The organism is Flavivirga sp. 57AJ16 (assembly GCF_028736925.1).
Lineage (GTDB): Bacteria > Bacteroidota > Bacteroidia > Flavobacteriales > Flavobacteriaceae > Flavivirga.
The window spans coordinates 68,857-84,203 of record NZ_JAQZAT010000010.1 but is presented as its reverse complement, the minus strand read 5'-3'; the positions used below and the strand labels follow the sequence as shown (position 1 = coordinate 84,203).

Here is a 15,347-nt window from a genome sequence, read left to right as displayed (position 1 = left end):
AATTCCTCCCCTTTGGGGAGGATAGGAGGGGCTCTCTACATCCACATACCATTTTGTAAACAAGCATGTTATTATTGTGACTTTCATTTTTCAACATCTTTAAAAAAGAAGGATGAACTTATTCAGGCTTTAGTCAAGGAGTTGGTGCTTAGAAAAGAAGAACTCAAACATCAAACTATTGAAACTATTTATTTTGGAGGGGGCACGCCCTCGTTATTGACGATTGATGAATTACAATTTTTGATCGACACGGTCTATGAAAATTATTCGGTTATAGACCATCCTGAAATAACGCTAGAGGCAAACCCAGATGATTTAATTAGCAACTCACTGTCACCTCAAGATTCGTCGAAAACCTCTATAAATAAAACGGTTTTTGAAAGTTATCGAACTATTGGAATAAACCGACTCAGCATTGGCATTCAGTCTTTTTTTGAAGCTGATTTAAAAAGTATGAATCGAGCACATAATTCTAAAGAAGCTAAAACCTGTCTAGAATTCGCAACTCAATATTTTGATAATATAACGATTGATCTTATTTATGGCATTCCTAATATGAGCTTGGAAAAATGGAATGAAAACCTTGAGATAGCTTTTAATTATGGCGTTAACCATATCTCTAGCTATGCACTAACCGTTGAGCCCAAAACAGCACTTGATGTTTTTATAAAAAAAGGCGATTACCCTCCAATTGACGAAACGTTGGCGTTAGAACATTTCAACCATTTAATTGAAAAAACTAAAGCACAAGGTTTTGTACATTATGAAATCTCAAATTTTGGAAAGCCCAATTATTTTTCGAAACATAATACCAGTTACTGGCAAGGGAAGCCTTATATGGGTATAGGGCCTTCGGCACATTCATTTAAAGGAAACCAACGGAGTTGGAATGTCTCAAGCAATTCAAAATATATACGGTCACTTCAAAGTAATGAACTGCCAAACACTGTAGAAACGCTATCAGAGAAAGACCGATATAATGAGTATGTTATGACGGGATTGCGAACAGTTTGGGGCGTGTCTTTAAATAAAATAGAAAGCGATTTTGGAGAACACTTTATTAGGCATTTAAAAACGTCTTCAGAAAAATTTATAGAAAACGGTTTGCTTGTTATTTCGAGCGGTTTTGATGCCCATCAAAATCGTATTGAGACCTTAAAAGCAACACAAAAAGGTAAATTTTTGGTCGATGGCATGGCTTCTGGACTATTTATGTTGAACTAGTTTCAGAATCTGAATACAGAATTTTGATTTTTGACCCAAAGGTCTAAACCTTGCGGACAATTTCCTGCCTGCCAGCGAGGCAGGAACTGGGTACGAAAGCGGCGAAATACCCCTACGGTTTGACTTGGAGATCGTCGGTTTTAAGAAATTTTTTATTAAGATATTTTACACTCAAACTGGCATATAGCTAAATCAATATAAAATAACATGAACCTTCAGAGTAAAAAACCGAATATCTTCGTTAAAAATACTCGCCTTAACTAGGCTATGCCTATGCTTTTTGCCTTGAACTTCAATTTTTTATATCTAAATATTCTATGCCATTTTATATCGACTTAGCTATAAATGGCAAAATCCAGAATTAAAAAACTTATATTTGAAACAGTATCTTAATTAAAAGATGCTGAAACAAATTCGGTATAAATGCTAGCAACCATTCAGTGCAAATCAAAAAAACTTCAAATAGATTTATCGCTACCCATTGATATTTCAATACCGCTTAGAGCGTCAAAAAACAACGTAAATGCATGGTATATAGATGCACCTACAATTGAACCTGCAAAAGATGGCGAGCGGATTGTTAGTGTGGCAGAAGGCGCCTGTGTAAATTTCAATAATATTTTTTTTAATCCACATGCACACGGTACGCATACCGAATGCGTGGGACATATTACTGAAAATATACATTCTATAAACCAGAATTTAAAGCAATTTTTCTTTTTGGCTGAGGTTGTAACCGTGGCACCGGAAAGATTAAATGGTGATTTTGTGATCTCTAAAAAGCAATTAAAATTTGCTATTGGGAATAAAAAAAGAGAGGCCATAGTTATAAGAACAATTCCTAATACTAAAGAAAAATTGATAGCACAATATTCGCATACCAATCCGCCTTATTTATTAGAAGATGCGGCTACTTATTTATGTGAAAAAGAGGTAAAACATTTATTAATTGATTTGCCCAGTGTAGATAAAGAAAAAGATGAATGTGCACTGTTGGCGCATAACGCCTTTTGGAATACCAAAGGCAAAATAAGACTGGATGCTACCATAACAGAACTTGTTTTTGTGCCAAATACAGTTAAAGATGGGATGTATTTTTTAAATCTTCAAATAGCTCCTTTCGAAAATGATGCCTCGCCTAGCAAGCCTATTTTATATAAAATTATAAATTAATAAAATGGCATGGACTGCTTTGATGATTGACGACAATTGAGATATCCATAACTAAAAGTTCGCTATACAAGGACAAAGATTATATGGATGTTACATGCGACAAATAAAACACAATGAACACATGAACGAGCATTAATAAATTACTACAAAAATTCAAGCATATGAAAGCGTCGTTGAAAATTGAAGAATTATTTATGTTTATTTTTGGAATATATCTTTTTTCAGAATTAAATTATAGCTGGTGGTGGTTTGTGGCATTAATTTTAGTTCCGGATATTGGGATGCTTGGCTATTTATGGAACCCTAAGATAGGCGCTATTATATATAATGTTTTTCATCACAAGGCCATAGCTATAAGTGTCTATTTTTTAGGAATAATTTTTCAAAATGATCTCATGGAACTAGCAGGGATTATTTTGTTTTCCCATGCTTGTTTCGACAGGGTTTGTGGTTATGGATTAAAATATTTTGACAGCTTTAAGAATACCCATTTAGGACGAATAGGTAAATAAGGATTATGGAGGCATTTTTAGGAATTATAATAGGTGTTTTAATGACTTTAGGTATGGTTACTTATTTTAAGTCATTAAAAAGAAAACAATTGGTTAAATCTCAATCCGTATTACTTTTAGATAAAATTAAAACAGTTTGTAAGTTTATAACGGTTGAAGGCGATTTTGCAGAGATCTATCACTACGAAGATGTTAAAGAGCGTTTTTTAAAATTGATTTCGAGTAAAAAGAAAGCCTTGGTTGTCATAAATGCAAAAGCCTATGTAGGATACGATTTATCAAAAATCAAATTAATAGCAGATAATGGTAAAAAGAAAATTTTATTAAAACACTTTCCACAGCCAGAAGTGCTATCCATTGAAACCAACTTGAATTATTATGACAAGTCTGATGGTCTGTTTAATAAGTTTGAAGCGACCGATTTAACGGGTTTACATAACGAAGCCAAACTGCATATCCAAGATAAAATCCCAGCAAGTGGTCTCATTCAGATAGCTCAAAAAGAAGCTTTGGAAACGGTTTTATTAATGGAAACGATAGTAGAAACCATAGGTTGGAAATTAGATTATTCGGCATTAAAAATAGAAGAGAAATCTGGTGAAAAGCTTTTGTGACGGTTAATATTTCAATGGGTAAGAATGAACTATATTCCTGCGAAGGCAGGAATCTTATAAATTAAAATGAATGTGTTGGCAGATTCCTGCTGTAGTTTATCTTGAGTAAAGCCGAAAGGCAGGAATTAAAAAAGTAAAAAGATGTATATAGATCAACTTCGTGAATATTGTTTAAGTAAAAAAGGCACTACAGAAGAATTTCCTTTTGATGAAGAAACACTTGTTTTTAAAGTGCTTGGAAAAATGTTTGCATTGGCTTCGTTAAAGTACTGGGAAAGTGGTGAAGCAGCCATAAACTTAAAAGCGGATCCAGAATATTCTGAAGAACTTCGAGCAGAATACAACAGTATTCGTCCAGGTTTTCATATGAGTAAAAAACATTGGAACACTTTATATATCCATGAAGGTGAGCTCCAGTCCAAGTTAGTGTTTCATCTTATAGATCATTCTTACGACATGGTTGTAAAAGGGATGACGAAAAAGGTAAGGGATCAGTTGTCAAATATGTAAATTAAATATATAATATTGTTTTTTTGTTGTATATTTAGATACTCTCAATCTTCCATTTTATTAAAATGCTTTTAAACTTTTTTTATTGCAATAAAAAAAGTTTAAATCACTTCATCTATTAAAAGTGCATAAATAGGTTGTCCTAAATCTTTTTGTTGCCCCATAATCTTAAAGTTGTATTGACTAATTCAAATATATTAACTTTAAATTTTAACAGATTATGAAAACAACCAATCAATTTTTATCGGCCCTTGTAGTGATGCTTCTATTGTTTAACACGGCCATTATTTCTGCCCAAGAAGAAGCCCCCAAAAGACCAGAGTACATAACGGTTACAAAAACATACTGGAATAGTAAAAATGATAGTACTGTGGATGAATGGAAAGCCGTAGAGAAGGAATACCTAGAAAAGGTTACCAAAAAAAACGAATATATTATAGGATCGGGATATTATTCACATCTTATGACAGAGCATAGTAACGAGGTGCTTTACGTGCAATCTCACCCAAATTGGGAGGCCATTGATAAAGCAGGAGAAAGAAATAGCGAACTTGAAAAAGAAGCCTGGCCAGATGAAGAAGCCCGAAAAGCCTTTTTAAAGAAAAGAAATTCGGCTTATTCCATTTTTCATTCAGATGAAATTTATGCGACCTTACCAGGAGCAAAACCAATGGAAGGAGAAAAAACTAAAGATATGGTCATGTATTTGCGTCAAAGTAAATTAGCTTTTCCAGAGGACGGGAGTAGGGAAGAGTTTATGTTGTTACGTAAAAAAATACTTGAAAATGTTATCTATAAGAATGAATATATAAAAGCATACTATCCCAGTATACATGCTTGGGGTGCAGATAGAAGAGATTTTAATGAGGCTATTTTAATGGATGCTTTAGGCGATTTAGAAAAAATGTTTGATAGAAATACCGAGCTTATGAAAGAAGCGCTAACAGAAGAAGAAGGAAAAACATTAAAAAAGTATTTTAAAGGACATGGCGATTATGTTTATTCGGCTATAAAACTATAAAACTTATATTTTTATTTGTAAAAAGAGGCTGAATTATTTAAGTTTTTAACTTAGAATTCAGGCTCTTTTGTTTATCTGTAAAATGGAACTTGTAAAACCTTTTATTAAAACGTATTATTGCAAAAACTAAAAGTAAAGCATGAGCGTATTACAAACATTACAAGAAAGAAGCAACAATACCTGTGAATTATGTACTTCTACAGAAGGTTTAAAGTCATATACCATCCCACCTTCATTAAACGAAAATGTGGCTAATGATGTATTGGTCTGTAAAACCTGTTTAGATCAAATAGAAGGGAAAGAGGATATGGATGCTAATCATTGGAGATGTTTAAACGATAGTATGTGGAGCGAGCATGTTGCCGTACAGATTATGGCTTGGAGGATGCTTCAAAGATTACGTAATGAAGGCTGGCCAAAAGATTTGTTGGACATGATGTATTTAGATGATGAAGCTTTAGCTTTGGCACGTGCAACAGGCGAGCATGAAGATCCCGATAACAAGATTATCCATAGGGATGTAAACGGTGTTATTTTAGAATCTGGAGATGCTGTAGTTTTGGTAAAAGATTTAAAAGTTAAAGGTTCTAGTATGGTCGCTAAACAGGGTACAGCTGTTAGAAATATCCGCTTAGATCGTGAGAATGCAGAATTTATTGAGGGCAAAGTAGGAGCACAACAAATTGTAATTATTACCAAATACGTAAAGAAATTATAGCACTCGGGTGTTGAAATGTCATTACGGTTAGGCTTTCTGCTATTCAACAAAATAATTTTAAATGTCCGTCCGTAATTAGTAATAATAAGTAGTTTTGATGTTATACTGCACTAGTTTCAGTATTAAAACCAATAAATTAATTTATGGGGCCCTGAAACAAGTCTAAGGGAAGGCTGTTCACTCTAGATCTAAATTTTCAATATCCAGACGCATATTAATCATATGTTTTTTAAATCCTACTTTTTCATAGGCTTTAATAGCCGGGATATTATCATCATACACATCCAGTCTGATCTCAAAAACATGCCGTGCTTTGCACCACTTTAGTAAAGCATCAATAATCATTTTGTTTAGACGTTTGCCTCTATGCTTTTTAGAAACAAACATAAAACCTAAGTAACCCTGATAAGCATGTTTTAAATACTGCCTGTCAGTTTTAATCTTGGCATAACCTGATGCCACTATTTCACCGTCAGATTCTGCTACGAACACATCAGAATCGCTGCTTGTTATTAATTCGTTAATATCATAATAGTTAATAGGGCCTTCTTTTATAGTAGGATCGAAAGGGCGTTCTGCAGTAATAACACCCTGTTCAAACTCTAATAAAACAGGAGCATCATTTAATGTTGCTTTTCTAATAATTATGGACATGGTTTAGTTAGAGGTGTCGGCAATAATTTTCCACTTACCATTAATTTTTTTAAAAATAATCATAAAAATACCATCGGCATTTCCAACTTCACGTTTTAAATGATATTCCCCCATAACATAATAAGCACCTTCGGCTATTTTGGTAATAGCATTTATTCTAAAATTTAATTTTCCTGTATGATCCTTGGTAGGATAGGCCTTTTTGTATCTGTCTAAAGTGTTTTCCCAACCATAGGTTATGCCATTACTGCCATAAAATTTGAGTGAATCACTTTTCCAATAGCTTTCCATAAATTCTTCAATATTATTATCGGACCAAGCAAGGCGTTGCTTTTTTAATACTTTAAGAATAGCTTTTTTGTCATGCTCTTCAGAAGTTTGAGAATAACTAGTGAAAATAGATATTAGGCAAAGTAGCAATACAAATTTTTTCATTATCGATATAATTAAAATGTTTTGTAGGAGTAAAAGTAACGAAATCTTGATATTAATACCATATTCTAATTAGAAATGGTATTAATATGGTTACTTGACGATGAAATTGACACAGAATATTTTTTCATCTAAAGTTAGAATCTATTGATCGAAAAAATAATATTTTTAATTTTTAATTTCTGTATATTTGTTTCGTTATCAGTTGATTAATTGCCCTAGGATCTATCATTGAAACAATTTAAAATACTATGATTATGGATTTAACAATTTCAAGCTGCAATAATTTTTTCAAAATTAAAGGCATTCTAAACAGACATAGTTTAGAAGTGTTTCAAAATGAATTCAAAAATATTTTTGAAAAAGTAAACAATCTTACTATTAGTATTCAAGATATTGAAAGTATGGATCGCTATGGGGTTAATGCCTTAGCGGCACTTCATAATGAGGCCGTCAAAAAAAATAAAAGCTTCTCGATTATAGGTTTAGGGTGTAAAGATTTATATAATCATTTTAAATCGGAAAACAGGATGTAAATAGGATTAGAAGGCGTTTTTTTGATGTTTGAAAAAAGCATCAGCTTGAAGTTGCATCAACTCTCTCACTTTTTTGCGCTTATAAGTATATAATTCGTCTTCTTTTTCTATATCACTATAAATACGATCGTTAATAGCATAGTCCGTTTTTAATAAAGCGGCTCTCTGATTTTTATTTTGAAGGACATTCGTTTTAATAGCTGTTTCCTGATCTTCTAGCCTAAAGTCGTAAGCACTTTTCGGAGATAACAATTTTGCAAAAATAGGAGCCGTTTCAATAGCTAAAAACAGCAAGAATATAAAAAAGGAAGGGAGCCATGGTAACTTTCCTAGCGCATTCACACGGGCCATTAAACCGTCAAAATTATTGATAATGGGCTGTGTGGTTACAATTTGCTTTTCATAATCCCCTTTTAGTGTTGCTATTTGAGTTTCAATAGCAGTAATTTTGGCTTTATTTTCAGCTTTTAATAGTTGCAGTTCGGCCAACAACGCATCATGCTTCTCTCTTTTTTCTTTATAGACAGGACCTTTGCCCAATAATTTAGTGCCAGCAGTTCCTTCGGCTTCAGCAATATAAGTATCGTATAAAGTGTTTACTTCGGCTTCTTTATTATCTATATCATTTTGTAAACCAACTATGTCGTTTTGAAGTGTGGCGATGGTAGGTGTGAATTGCTCTGCAATCTGGGTTTTATTGGCTAATGTTAGTTCGTTCTTCTGTTCTAACAGTACTTGATTGATTTCTTTTTCAAAAATCTTTAACTCTAGTGGTTTGGAAATAACAATGGCAATAATGATAGCTAAAATTATTCTAGGTGAAGCCTGCATGAGCTCGTCCGTAATATTTCCGGTTTTTTTAATGGTAGAAACAATGTATCTGTCTAAATTAAAGATAAGCAAGCCCCATATAAAGCCAAAAGCAATGGCAATAAATAGATTGTCGAAAACTGTGTAAAGCGCGTAACTGGCAGCAATAAAGGCCATAACCGCGGTAAAGAAAACAGTAGCGCCAATACCGGCATATTTGTTTTGTTCGCCTTTGGAACATTGATCTAAAATATCGGTGTCCGAACCTGAGCAGGTAATAAAAAATTGCTTTAACATACTATGATTTATTTTGATTGACTGACTATTAGAACGCTGAGCCTATCAATTTGTTACATGATTTTCCCATAAATGTAGATAATAATATGTATTCTGCATATGTAGAACAAATTTATATGCTACACATGTAGTACCAAAAGTATGTTTAAGAGCTGATCTTTTTTGATCGAATGCTTTCTATAATAACTGTAGAGAGAATAATAAGTCCTCCAAAAAAAGTATTCCAGGTTGGGATTTCGCTTAAAAAAATAAAGGCTATAATAATCCCTAAAATGGGCTGTGTACTACTAATAATACTTGCGGTACTTACCGTAAAATGTTTTAGACTATTTATTAACATAGTATGTCCTATAGCTGTAGTGATAACAGCTAAAATAATAACATAAGGAAATTGAGTGGACATTCCTGAGGTATCCATGAAAAATAAAACAGGAGATAGAACAATGCTAATAATGCCTATTTGATATAACATGATGGAGGTTCCATTATAACTGCTAACTAATTGTTTTGAGATAATATTGCGCAGCGCATAGAACAATGCAGAAGAGAGCCCAAAAAGAAGCCCTTTAACATGAGAGCTTTCCAGATTAAATTCTGGGGCTAATATGTAGAGGCCTATTAAAACTTGTAGCCCCAGTAGGGTGTAAATAGGGTCGAATTTTACTTTAAAAAATAAAGGTTCTAAAAAAGCTGTGATGATAGGGTATACAAATAAAGAAAGCATGCCTATAGCGACATTGGATAGCTTTAGGGCATAAAAATAGGTAATCCAATGTGTTGCTAAAAAAAGAGCGCTTATTATAAAAAGAAAGATGTCTTTCCTAGATTTAGGTCTTAAGCTTATTTTTTTATATCTACAAAAACCATATAATAATATAAAGGCCAGTATAGAGCGCCACCAAATGATCACTGGAATGGGCAGCTCTATAAATTTACCTAAAGGACCAGAAGTACTAATAAAAAGAGTCGCTAATAAGAGTAGTAGTAGGTGTTTGTTGTGTTGGTTTTTCATAGCACATTACAACCTTCTAAATTCATTTGCATATAGTAATATCGTAAATTTCCCTGATTCCTTTTTTTAGACAAAACAGACCGCTTTAAAACACATGCTACTTTTCGTTCCAAAGGTAAGGAATCCCCTAAAATCAGTTAGATAATTCCGTGAAATATTTATAGAATAAAGGAATGGTTTCGATACCCTTTAAATAATTAAAAACCCCAAAATGTTCGTTTGGAGAATGAATGGCATCGCTATCTAAACCAAAGCCCATAAGTATGATTTTACTTTTTAGTTCTTGCTCAAAAAGAGACACAATAGGAATGCTGCCACCACTCCGTTGTGGAATAGGCCTTTTGCCAAAGGTTTCCTGGTAGGCTTTACTAGCTGCTTGATAACCAATACTGTTTATAGGCGTTACATAACCTTGGCCGCCATGATGAGGTGTTACTTTTACGGTTACTCCTTTTGGGGCAAGACTTTCGAAATGTGTTTTGAATAGCTGTGTGATTTCTTCCCAATCCTGATGAGGAACGAGCCGCATTGAGATTTTAGCATAAGCTTTACTTGCAATGACGGTTTTGGCTCCTTCTCCTATATAACCTCCCCAAATACCATTAACATCTAAAGTAGGGCGAATGGCATTGCGTTCGTTGGTGGTATACCCAGTTTCGCCATAGACATCATTTATATCTAGGGCTTTTTTATAATGATCTAAATTAAATGGCGCTTTTGCCATTTCTGCACGTTCTTCTTTGGATAGTTCTTCTACTTTATCATAAAACCCTGGAATAGTTATATGATTGTTTTCGTCATGAAGTGACGCAATCATTTTGGTTAAAACGTTTATCGGGTTGGCCACTGCACCGCCATAAAGACCAGAATGCAAATCGCGATTAGGCCCGGTAACTTCAACTTCTACATAGCTTAATCCACGTAAACCCGTGGTAATAGAAGGGATATCTTGAGCGATCATACCAGTATCTGAAATTAGAATGACATCATTTTTTAATTTGTCTTGATTGTTTTTTACAAACGTTGCCAAATTAGCGCTACCAACTTCTTCTTCGCCTTCAATCATAAATTTCACATTGCACGGTAATTGGTTTGTGGATGTCATAAATTCCATAGCTTTTACGTGCATGTACATCTGCCCCTTGTCGTCGCAAGCACCGCGAGCATAAATGGCACCTTCTGGGTGTAACGCTGTTTTTTTAATTACGGGTTCAAAAGGAGGTGAGTTCCAAAGGTCTAAAGGATCTGGCGGTTGTACATCGTAATGGCCATAAACCAATACTGTCGGTAGATTTTTATCAATAATCTTTTCACCATAAACCACAGGGTACCCATCTGTTTTACAAATTTCAACAATATCGCACCCAGCTTTTTCTAAACTAACCTTAATGGCTTCGGCTGTTTTTAAAACATCATCTCTATAAGCAGAATCTGCACTTATAGATGGTATTTTAAGTAGCTCTATTAATTCATTTAAAAAACGGGTTTTGTTTTCTTTTATATAAGATTGAATGTTGTTCATTGAAGTGATTATATAGTTTGCTCAAAAATATAAAAAAGAATACTTTATTTATTTGAGAACTCATTTAAACTTTTTCAATGGACTAAAAAATGTCCCCTTTTACACCTATTTTTATCTTTTTTTCCTTCCGTAGCCCTACTATGTAATTTAAAAAGCCTTCAAATGGAAAACACCTGCCTGCTGGCATTTGTTAATCTTCGCTACCATCCAAAAACATGTGCTCAGCTAGACGGGGTAGTTTAAATGAGTTCCGATTATAAAAACGACTTATCGATTTATTTTTAGAATTATTTTGACATATCAACTTTGCAATTTAAAAATCTTGTTTATATTTGCAGTCCTTTTGCGGGCGTGGTGGAATTGGTAGACACGCTAGACTTAGGATCTAGTGCCGCGAGGTGTGAGAGTTCGAGTCTCTCCGCCCGCACTTTTTTTCAACTGTAAATTTGCAGTCAAAAAACCTCTCAATTTTGAGAGGTTTTTTTGTTTGGGTACAACATAGGTACAACATTTTTACTTTTTATCGGTTAGAATAGGGTTTGATGCCTATTGATATTTTTTGAGGTTTAAGAATATTATAGGGATCAATTATAATAGTACCTATCTTAATTTCATATTCACTTTGTCCTAAAAATAGAATGAATTTGGGACAGGAAATCTTCTGTTAATGCAATGCATTTTTCAAAGCACCAACTAATTCATTGTATTTTGACAGGTCATTGCTTTTAAGTTTAATAAGATTTTGTAGCTTCCATTGCACAGCAGGGAATCTTTCAAAATCGTAAACGCTCCAATCCGGTGCAAGGCTCTTGAAGCTCAATAAAAAATCTTTATCTTTTTTTGTTAGGCTCTCTTTGACGGCCGTTATAAGTTGACTTCTGGTTTCTTCAAAATCTTCATAGGAAAACGGAACATAGCTCATTCCATCAAAATGATTTTCCATAGCATGACTTTGGTCCGTGAGGTTTGGGCTGAGCATTTCGTGCAAAGGACGGTTGCTGCCCAATAGACAAAGTAAAAAGCCTTTTTTTATTTCGTCCGTAAAACCTTCGTTCTGTGTTAGATATTTGATATCGAACAAATCCCTTGGGTGTTGCCTGTCCAAAGCAGCACATATTTTACCCCCATAAAGCAGGCTTAATGGGACTACATCAATAGCACAGAATGCTGCAAACTCATCTTGGGCTTTTTCACAAAGCATCATTTCCTTAGTGCCATCGATCACACCCCTGTTGGTTTGGTTGACTTCCAGTTTTATTTGTGCTTTCGGGATTGAAATAAGAAGTTTGAGTATTTTCTCCTGAAGGGAAATATGCATTTCGGGGACGGCAGCTTCGATACTTGATTTTATCCGTTTTAGGGCTTCAACGATATTTTTCATTGAAGTATCCCTATCTTCTATGGATACATAGGTTAAATTGACGTCCACAGACAGTCTGGGCATTTCCCTGACGAATAAATTTATGGCTTACAACCATGTAAAGCAAAACATTTTTCCTTTGCTACCTCTGGCAACACTCTTAACAAAAGTGATACCTGGGCTTTATATACATTTCTTATTTCCATTATGCTTCCAATTCTTTGGGTACGGTTATATTGTATTTAGGTATATAGACCCCATCATTCAAAAGTGCCCGTTTTCCGCTACCCAAATCTACTTTTTCTATTTTTATGTAATTGAACCAATTGTGATCTGTCTTTTCGGCCATATATAAAAACAATCGTTTTACTTTGACGGAACTACACTGTTCAAGCAAGGCTTGTACATGGTTTGGTCTTAGGTTGTTCAACCCCTCCATAAGTTCGTAGGATTCTAAAAAAGAATGGATTTTTGGGGTTAAATAAAGACATTCCAAGATAGCCCTTTCCGGGTTTGATATTTTTATGGAAAATGTTTTGCTCTATAGCGGACAAATCTATATCAGAGGGAAGAAAAGAGGTGTTTATTTGCTCTATTTTATTTTCCCAATCATACTCTAAAAACCATGTGGGAAGTTTAGTGCCACTTTTGCAGAACAGGAATATTTTTTTCACGTTAAAGTCCAAATAATGTGCCCTTCCGAGCAGGGATAGGGCCGTCCTTCCTCCAAGATGTACGCTCAGCCCTGATTGTTCTTGTAATGTGTATAGAGCGCCTTCATACCCCACTTCTTCGCCAATTCTTATCATGGCCCCTGAGCCTATGGGGTCAACCAGTTACTTTCCCTGTACTTTCGTAACAGGTCGCGTGACTATAACCATGCTGAACAAGCCAAGAGGACAAGAACACTGTTCCAGATGGTTGGGACTGTAACAATTGGTTTATTTTAAATCCTTTTTTAGTACTCATGGTACGAATTAAGTAAATATTTCGAACTAAATACAAATATTTGCCACTTTATTGCAATAGTGGTAATTATTGAATTTTCAATTTCATAATCCGTTCAGCACATTCCCCTCCATTCCGCGAAAAGCTGCATTCCGGGCAAAGGACTTCCCTAAAAAGTCTTGGACACCATCCCCAATTTCTCCTTTTCATTCCGTTAACCCTTCCCGTCCCGATAACTATCGGGACGGGAAGGAACACCTGTCCTGAGCGGAGTCGAAGGGCTGCATTCCCAATCCGAAATCGTGAACGAAGTCCGCTCCATCGGAGTTCCATTATTCATTTGGTGCCGCTTCCTATGTATTGGTACTTCACAAAAGCCTTTAGACATACTCCCGCACCCTCACTGTCTCTCCCTTTTATAAGTCCTTATCAATTCCAAATATTGAAAATGTACCAGCAATCAAAAACTTTGTAATTAATCATCGTCTTGTGAATATGGAAGGTAACCAATTGAATAAAAGTAGTGACTCCCACTAACTATTATTGCTAATAGGCTTTGTTAGTAGCTACCTTCCTAATGCTAAAATTCTGTATCAATCCGGCTTAAATGCGTATGGGTAAAACGATCTTTGTACTTTAAACCTATACCAAACATCCTGTCCATTGCTGAATGACCCAATAAAATAACCCCTGCCAAAGTGATTACTGATTCATTCAGCCATATCCCCATAATAAAAGTAATAATGACCGCCAGTTTATGATGAAAAAAATTATAGATCCAGGCACCTATTCTTAGATTCATCACATAACCAATCATAGAAATATCGGGTAGTAGAAGACAGGCAGGAAAAACCCACCAAGGATAGTCCAGTTGATTGAATAAAATAATAGAAAGAAGGAACATCCCTACCTCTTCAAGTTTTAAAAGAGTACCCATCGCTTTTGTCATTATTTCTGAATTTAATTATTGAGAACCAAAGGTCTTCAACTTTAATTTTGAAACTCTTGATAAAAGTCAAGAGTTTCAAAATACATTTAACACTAACACTAATTTATTTGCCAGTAATTTCCTGTTTGCTTGGTCGCTCTCTTTATTAAAATAGATTTTAGTAGTAAAGTATAAATGAGTGATAGATGATAATAAGAAGTCCTAATTCATTACAAACTACCTAAGTTTTAAAAAATTATTTTCGGGCATACGTGGTATAGCCACCGTCCACTAATAATTCAGTTCCCATAATAAAACTTGCCTCATCAGAAGCCAGGAACAACACCGTATTCGCAACTTCATCCGGATTTCCTATTCTTTTTAATGCCGTTACCGAAGCCAGATAATCTTTTGCATCTGCACTAGGCATTACGCTGTCAAGGCCTTCGGTTTGGATAGGACCGGGGCTTACAATATTGACCCTAATTTTTCTTTCTGCCAACTCGTTTGATGCAACCTGCGCAATTTTATTAAGTGCTCCTTTGGTAGCCGAATAAACGGTTGATCCCAGTAGTGCGGCTGTTGCCACTGTTGATGAGGTAAATATTACAGAGCCCCCATTCTTAATGTTGGGCAGCAATTTTTGCAACGTGAAAAAACTTCCTTTTACATTGGTGTTGAATTGTGCGTCAAAATCGGCTTCCGTTACCTGGTCTATTGAGCTGAAAACAGCTGTTCCTGCATTTAAATAAAGAACATCAATGTTGATTTTATGCTCCTCAATGGTTTTTTGTAACACTTCAATCCCTGCTAAATTTGAGGTGTCTGAAACTACTGTTGTCAGTTTTGAACTATTAATAGTAGAAGAAGCTTTTTGAAGATTATCAGCATTTCTTCCGGTAATCCATACATTGGCACCGTTTTTAATAAAGGCTTTTGCAGTGGCGAATCCTATGCCGGTACTTCCGCCAGTGATCACTACGTTTTTGTTTTCGAAATTCATTTTTTAATATATTTTAAATTAGATTTCAAATGTAAACTGGTTTTATTTATTTTCGTTACTTTGTAACAAAAAG

At 34.7% G+C, this 15,347-nt stretch carries 19 protein-coding genes and 1 tRNA gene; 9 read left to right on the top strand and 11 right to left on the bottom strand.

Annotation, left to right across the window (positions count from 1 at the left end; translation table 11 throughout):
• The first annotated feature begins 21 nt into the window (after positions 1-21).
• The 7 genes from hemW (at position 22) to PQO00_RS12455 (ending at position 5,772) form a co-directional block, all read left to right on the top strand.
• Positions 22-1,224, top strand: a complete 1,203-nt coding sequence (gene hemW, locus PQO00_RS12485; RefSeq protein WP_274185275.1) for a radical SAM family heme chaperone HemW — start codon at positions 22-24, stop codon at positions 1,222-1,224.
• 423 nt (positions 1,225-1,647) lie between these two features.
• Positions 1,648-2,397: a cyclase family protein gene (locus PQO00_RS12480; RefSeq protein WP_274185176.1), complete on the top strand. Its 750-nt coding sequence runs from the start codon at positions 1,648-1,650 to the stop codon at positions 2,395-2,397.
• 161 nt (positions 2,398-2,558) lie between these two features.
• Positions 2,559-2,909, top strand: a complete 351-nt coding sequence (locus tag PQO00_RS12475) for a DUF4260 domain-containing protein (RefSeq protein ID WP_274185175.1) — start codon at positions 2,559-2,561, stop codon at positions 2,907-2,909.
• A 5-nt stretch (positions 2,910-2,914) separates the two neighbouring features.
• On the top strand, positions 2,915-3,523 hold the full coding sequence (locus PQO00_RS12470) for a DUF4230 domain-containing protein (RefSeq protein ID WP_274185174.1): 609 nt from the start codon (positions 2,915-2,917) through the stop codon (positions 3,521-3,523).
• Positions 3,524-3,664: 141 nt separating this feature from the next.
• Positions 3,665-4,033 carry an MmcQ/YjbR family DNA-binding protein gene (locus PQO00_RS12465; protein ID WP_274185173.1) on the top strand — a complete coding sequence of 123 codons (369 nt, stop codon included), beginning with the start codon at positions 3,665-3,667 and terminating at the stop codon, positions 4,031-4,033.
• Positions 4,034-4,253: 220 nt separating this feature from the next.
• The gene (locus tag PQO00_RS12460) at positions 4,254-5,054 is read left to right on the top strand and encodes a hypothetical protein (RefSeq protein ID WP_274185172.1); all 801 of its coding nucleotides are present in this window, start codon (positions 4,254-4,256) and stop codon (positions 5,052-5,054) included.
• A gap of 139 nt (positions 5,055-5,193) precedes the next feature.
• A complete protein-coding gene (locus PQO00_RS12455; protein ID WP_274185171.1) occupies positions 5,194-5,772 on the top strand; it encodes an alkylphosphonate utilization protein in 579 nt (192 codons plus the stop codon).
• 177 nt (positions 5,773-5,949) lie between these two features.
• On the opposite strand, the gene PQO00_RS12450 is transcribed toward PQO00_RS12455, so the two are convergent.
• Positions 5,950-6,426 (bottom strand): GNAT family N-acetyltransferase, encoded by a 477-nt coding sequence (locus PQO00_RS12450; RefSeq protein ID WP_274185170.1) that lies wholly within the window; start codon positions 6,424-6,426, stop codon positions 5,950-5,952.
• 3 nt (positions 6,427-6,429) lie between these two features.
• Complete coding sequence (locus PQO00_RS12445; protein WP_274185169.1) at positions 6,430-6,861, bottom strand: nuclear transport factor 2 family protein; 432 nt, start codon at positions 6,859-6,861, stop codon at positions 6,430-6,432.
• Positions 6,862-7,115: 254 nt separating this feature from the next.
• Between PQO00_RS12445 and PQO00_RS12440 the strand changes: the two genes are divergently transcribed.
• Positions 7,116-7,394: a hypothetical protein gene (locus PQO00_RS12440; protein ID WP_274185168.1), complete on the top strand. Its 279-nt coding sequence runs from the start codon at positions 7,116-7,118 to the stop codon at positions 7,392-7,394.
• A gap of 6 nt (positions 7,395-7,400) precedes the next feature.
• Here PQO00_RS12440 and PQO00_RS12435 read toward each other — a convergent pair whose 3' ends face one another.
• The 3 genes from PQO00_RS12435 to PQO00_RS12425 form a co-directional block, all read right to left on the bottom strand.
• A complete protein-coding gene (locus PQO00_RS12435; RefSeq protein ID WP_274185167.1) occupies positions 7,401-8,501 on the bottom strand; it encodes a DUF4407 domain-containing protein in 1,101 nt (366 codons plus the stop codon).
• Between the two features lie 145 nt (positions 8,502-8,646).
• Positions 8,647-9,513, bottom strand: a complete 867-nt coding sequence (locus PQO00_RS12430; protein ID WP_274185166.1) for a DMT family transporter — start codon at positions 9,511-9,513, stop codon at positions 8,647-8,649.
• Positions 9,514-9,646: 133 nt separating this feature from the next.
• The gene (locus tag PQO00_RS12425; protein ID WP_274185165.1) at positions 9,647-11,035 is read right to left on the bottom strand and encodes a dipeptidase; all 1,389 of its coding nucleotides are present in this window, start codon (positions 11,033-11,035) and stop codon (positions 9,647-9,649) included.
• Between the two features lie 345 nt (positions 11,036-11,380).
• Between PQO00_RS12425 and PQO00_RS12420 the strand changes: the two genes are divergently transcribed.
• A tRNA-Leu gene (locus PQO00_RS12420) sits at positions 11,381-11,462 on the top strand.
• A gap of 237 nt (positions 11,463-11,699) precedes the next feature.
• Here PQO00_RS12420 and PQO00_RS12415 read toward each other — a convergent pair.
• The 6 genes from PQO00_RS12415 to PQO00_RS12390 all read right to left on the bottom strand — a co-directional run bounded on the left by PQO00_RS12415 (position 11,700) and on the right by PQO00_RS12390 (position 15,274).
• Positions 11,700-12,479 (bottom strand): nucleotidyl transferase AbiEii/AbiGii toxin family protein, encoded by a 780-nt coding sequence (locus PQO00_RS12415; protein ID WP_274185164.1) that lies wholly within the window; start codon positions 12,477-12,479, stop codon positions 11,700-11,702.
• A gap of 121 nt (positions 12,480-12,600) precedes the next feature.
• Entirely contained in the window at positions 12,601-12,891 is a 291-nt protein-coding gene (locus PQO00_RS12410) for a type IV toxin-antitoxin system AbiEi family antitoxin domain-containing protein (protein WP_274185163.1), read from the bottom strand.
• On the bottom strand, positions 12,785-13,204 hold the full coding sequence (locus tag PQO00_RS12405; RefSeq protein WP_274185162.1) for an AbiEi antitoxin N-terminal domain-containing protein: 420 nt from the start codon (positions 13,202-13,204) through the stop codon (positions 12,785-12,787). Before PQO00_RS12405 ends, PQO00_RS12410 begins: the two co-directional genes overlap by 107 nt.
• Positions 13,205-13,223: 19 nt before the next feature.
• Positions 13,224-13,364, bottom strand: a complete 141-nt coding sequence (locus tag PQO00_RS12400) for an AbiEi antitoxin N-terminal domain-containing protein (protein WP_274185161.1) — start codon at positions 13,362-13,364, stop codon at positions 13,224-13,226.
• 559 nt (positions 13,365-13,923) lie between these two features.
• The gene (locus PQO00_RS12395) at positions 13,924-14,292 is read right to left on the bottom strand and encodes a DUF4260 domain-containing protein (protein WP_274185160.1); all 369 of its coding nucleotides are present in this window, start codon (positions 14,290-14,292) and stop codon (positions 13,924-13,926) included.
• 235 nt (positions 14,293-14,527) lie between these two features.
• Positions 14,528-15,274: an SDR family oxidoreductase gene (locus PQO00_RS12390; RefSeq protein ID WP_274185159.1), complete on the bottom strand. Its 747-nt coding sequence runs from the start codon at positions 15,272-15,274 to the stop codon at positions 14,528-14,530.
• Positions 15,275-15,347: the final 73 nt, after the last annotated feature.

Coding starts and splice junctions, on each gene's coding strand:
- PQO00_RS12480 (WP_274185176.1), top strand. CDS start 1,648: ATGCTAGCAACCATTCAGTGCAAATCAAAAAAACTTCAAATAGATTTA.
- PQO00_RS12475 (WP_274185175.1), top strand. CDS start 2,559: ATGAAAGCGTCGTTGAAAATTGAAGAATTATTTATGTTTATTTTTGGA.
- PQO00_RS12470 (WP_274185174.1), top strand. CDS start 2,915: ATGGAGGCATTTTTAGGAATTATAATAGGTGTTTTAATGACTTTAGGT.
- PQO00_RS12465 (WP_274185173.1), top strand. CDS start 3,665: ATGTATATAGATCAACTTCGTGAATATTGTTTAAGTAAAAAAGGCACT.
- PQO00_RS12460 (WP_274185172.1), top strand. CDS start 4,254: ATGAAAACAACCAATCAATTTTTATCGGCCCTTGTAGTGATGCTTCTA.
- PQO00_RS12455 (WP_274185171.1), top strand. CDS start 5,194: ATGAGCGTATTACAAACATTACAAGAAAGAAGCAACAATACCTGTGAA.
- PQO00_RS12450 (WP_274185170.1), bottom strand. CDS start 6,426: ATGTCCATAATTATTAGAAAAGCAACATTAAATGATGCTCCTGTTTTA.
- PQO00_RS12445 (WP_274185169.1), bottom strand. CDS start 6,861: ATGAAAAAATTTGTATTGCTACTTTGCCTAATATCTATTTTCACTAGT.
- PQO00_RS12440 (WP_274185168.1), top strand. CDS start 7,116: ATGGATTTAACAATTTCAAGCTGCAATAATTTTTTCAAAATTAAAGGC.
- PQO00_RS12435 (WP_274185167.1), bottom strand. CDS start 8,501: ATGTTAAAGCAATTTTTTATTACCTGCTCAGGTTCGGACACCGATATT.
- PQO00_RS12430 (WP_274185166.1), bottom strand. CDS start 9,513: ATGAAAAACCAACACAACAAACACCTACTACTACTCTTATTAGCGACT.
- PQO00_RS12425 (WP_274185165.1), bottom strand. CDS start 11,035: ATGAACAACATTCAATCTTATATAAAAGAAAACAAAACCCGTTTTTTA.
- PQO00_RS12415 (WP_274185164.1), bottom strand. CDS start 12,479: ATGCCCAGACTGTCTGTGGACGTCAATTTAACCTATGTATCCATAGAA.
- PQO00_RS12405 (WP_274185162.1), bottom strand. CDS start 13,204: ATGATAAGAATTGGCGAAGAAGTGGGGTATGAAGGCGCTCTATACACA.
- PQO00_RS12400 (WP_274185161.1), bottom strand. CDS start 13,364: ATGAGTACTAAAAAAGGATTTAAAATAAACCAATTGTTACAGTCCCAA.
- PQO00_RS12395 (WP_274185160.1), bottom strand. CDS start 14,292: ATGACAAAAGCGATGGGTACTCTTTTAAAACTTGAAGAGGTAGGGATG.
- PQO00_RS12390 (WP_274185159.1), bottom strand. CDS start 15,274: ATGAATTTCGAAAACAAAAACGTAGTGATCACTGGCGGAAGTACCGGC.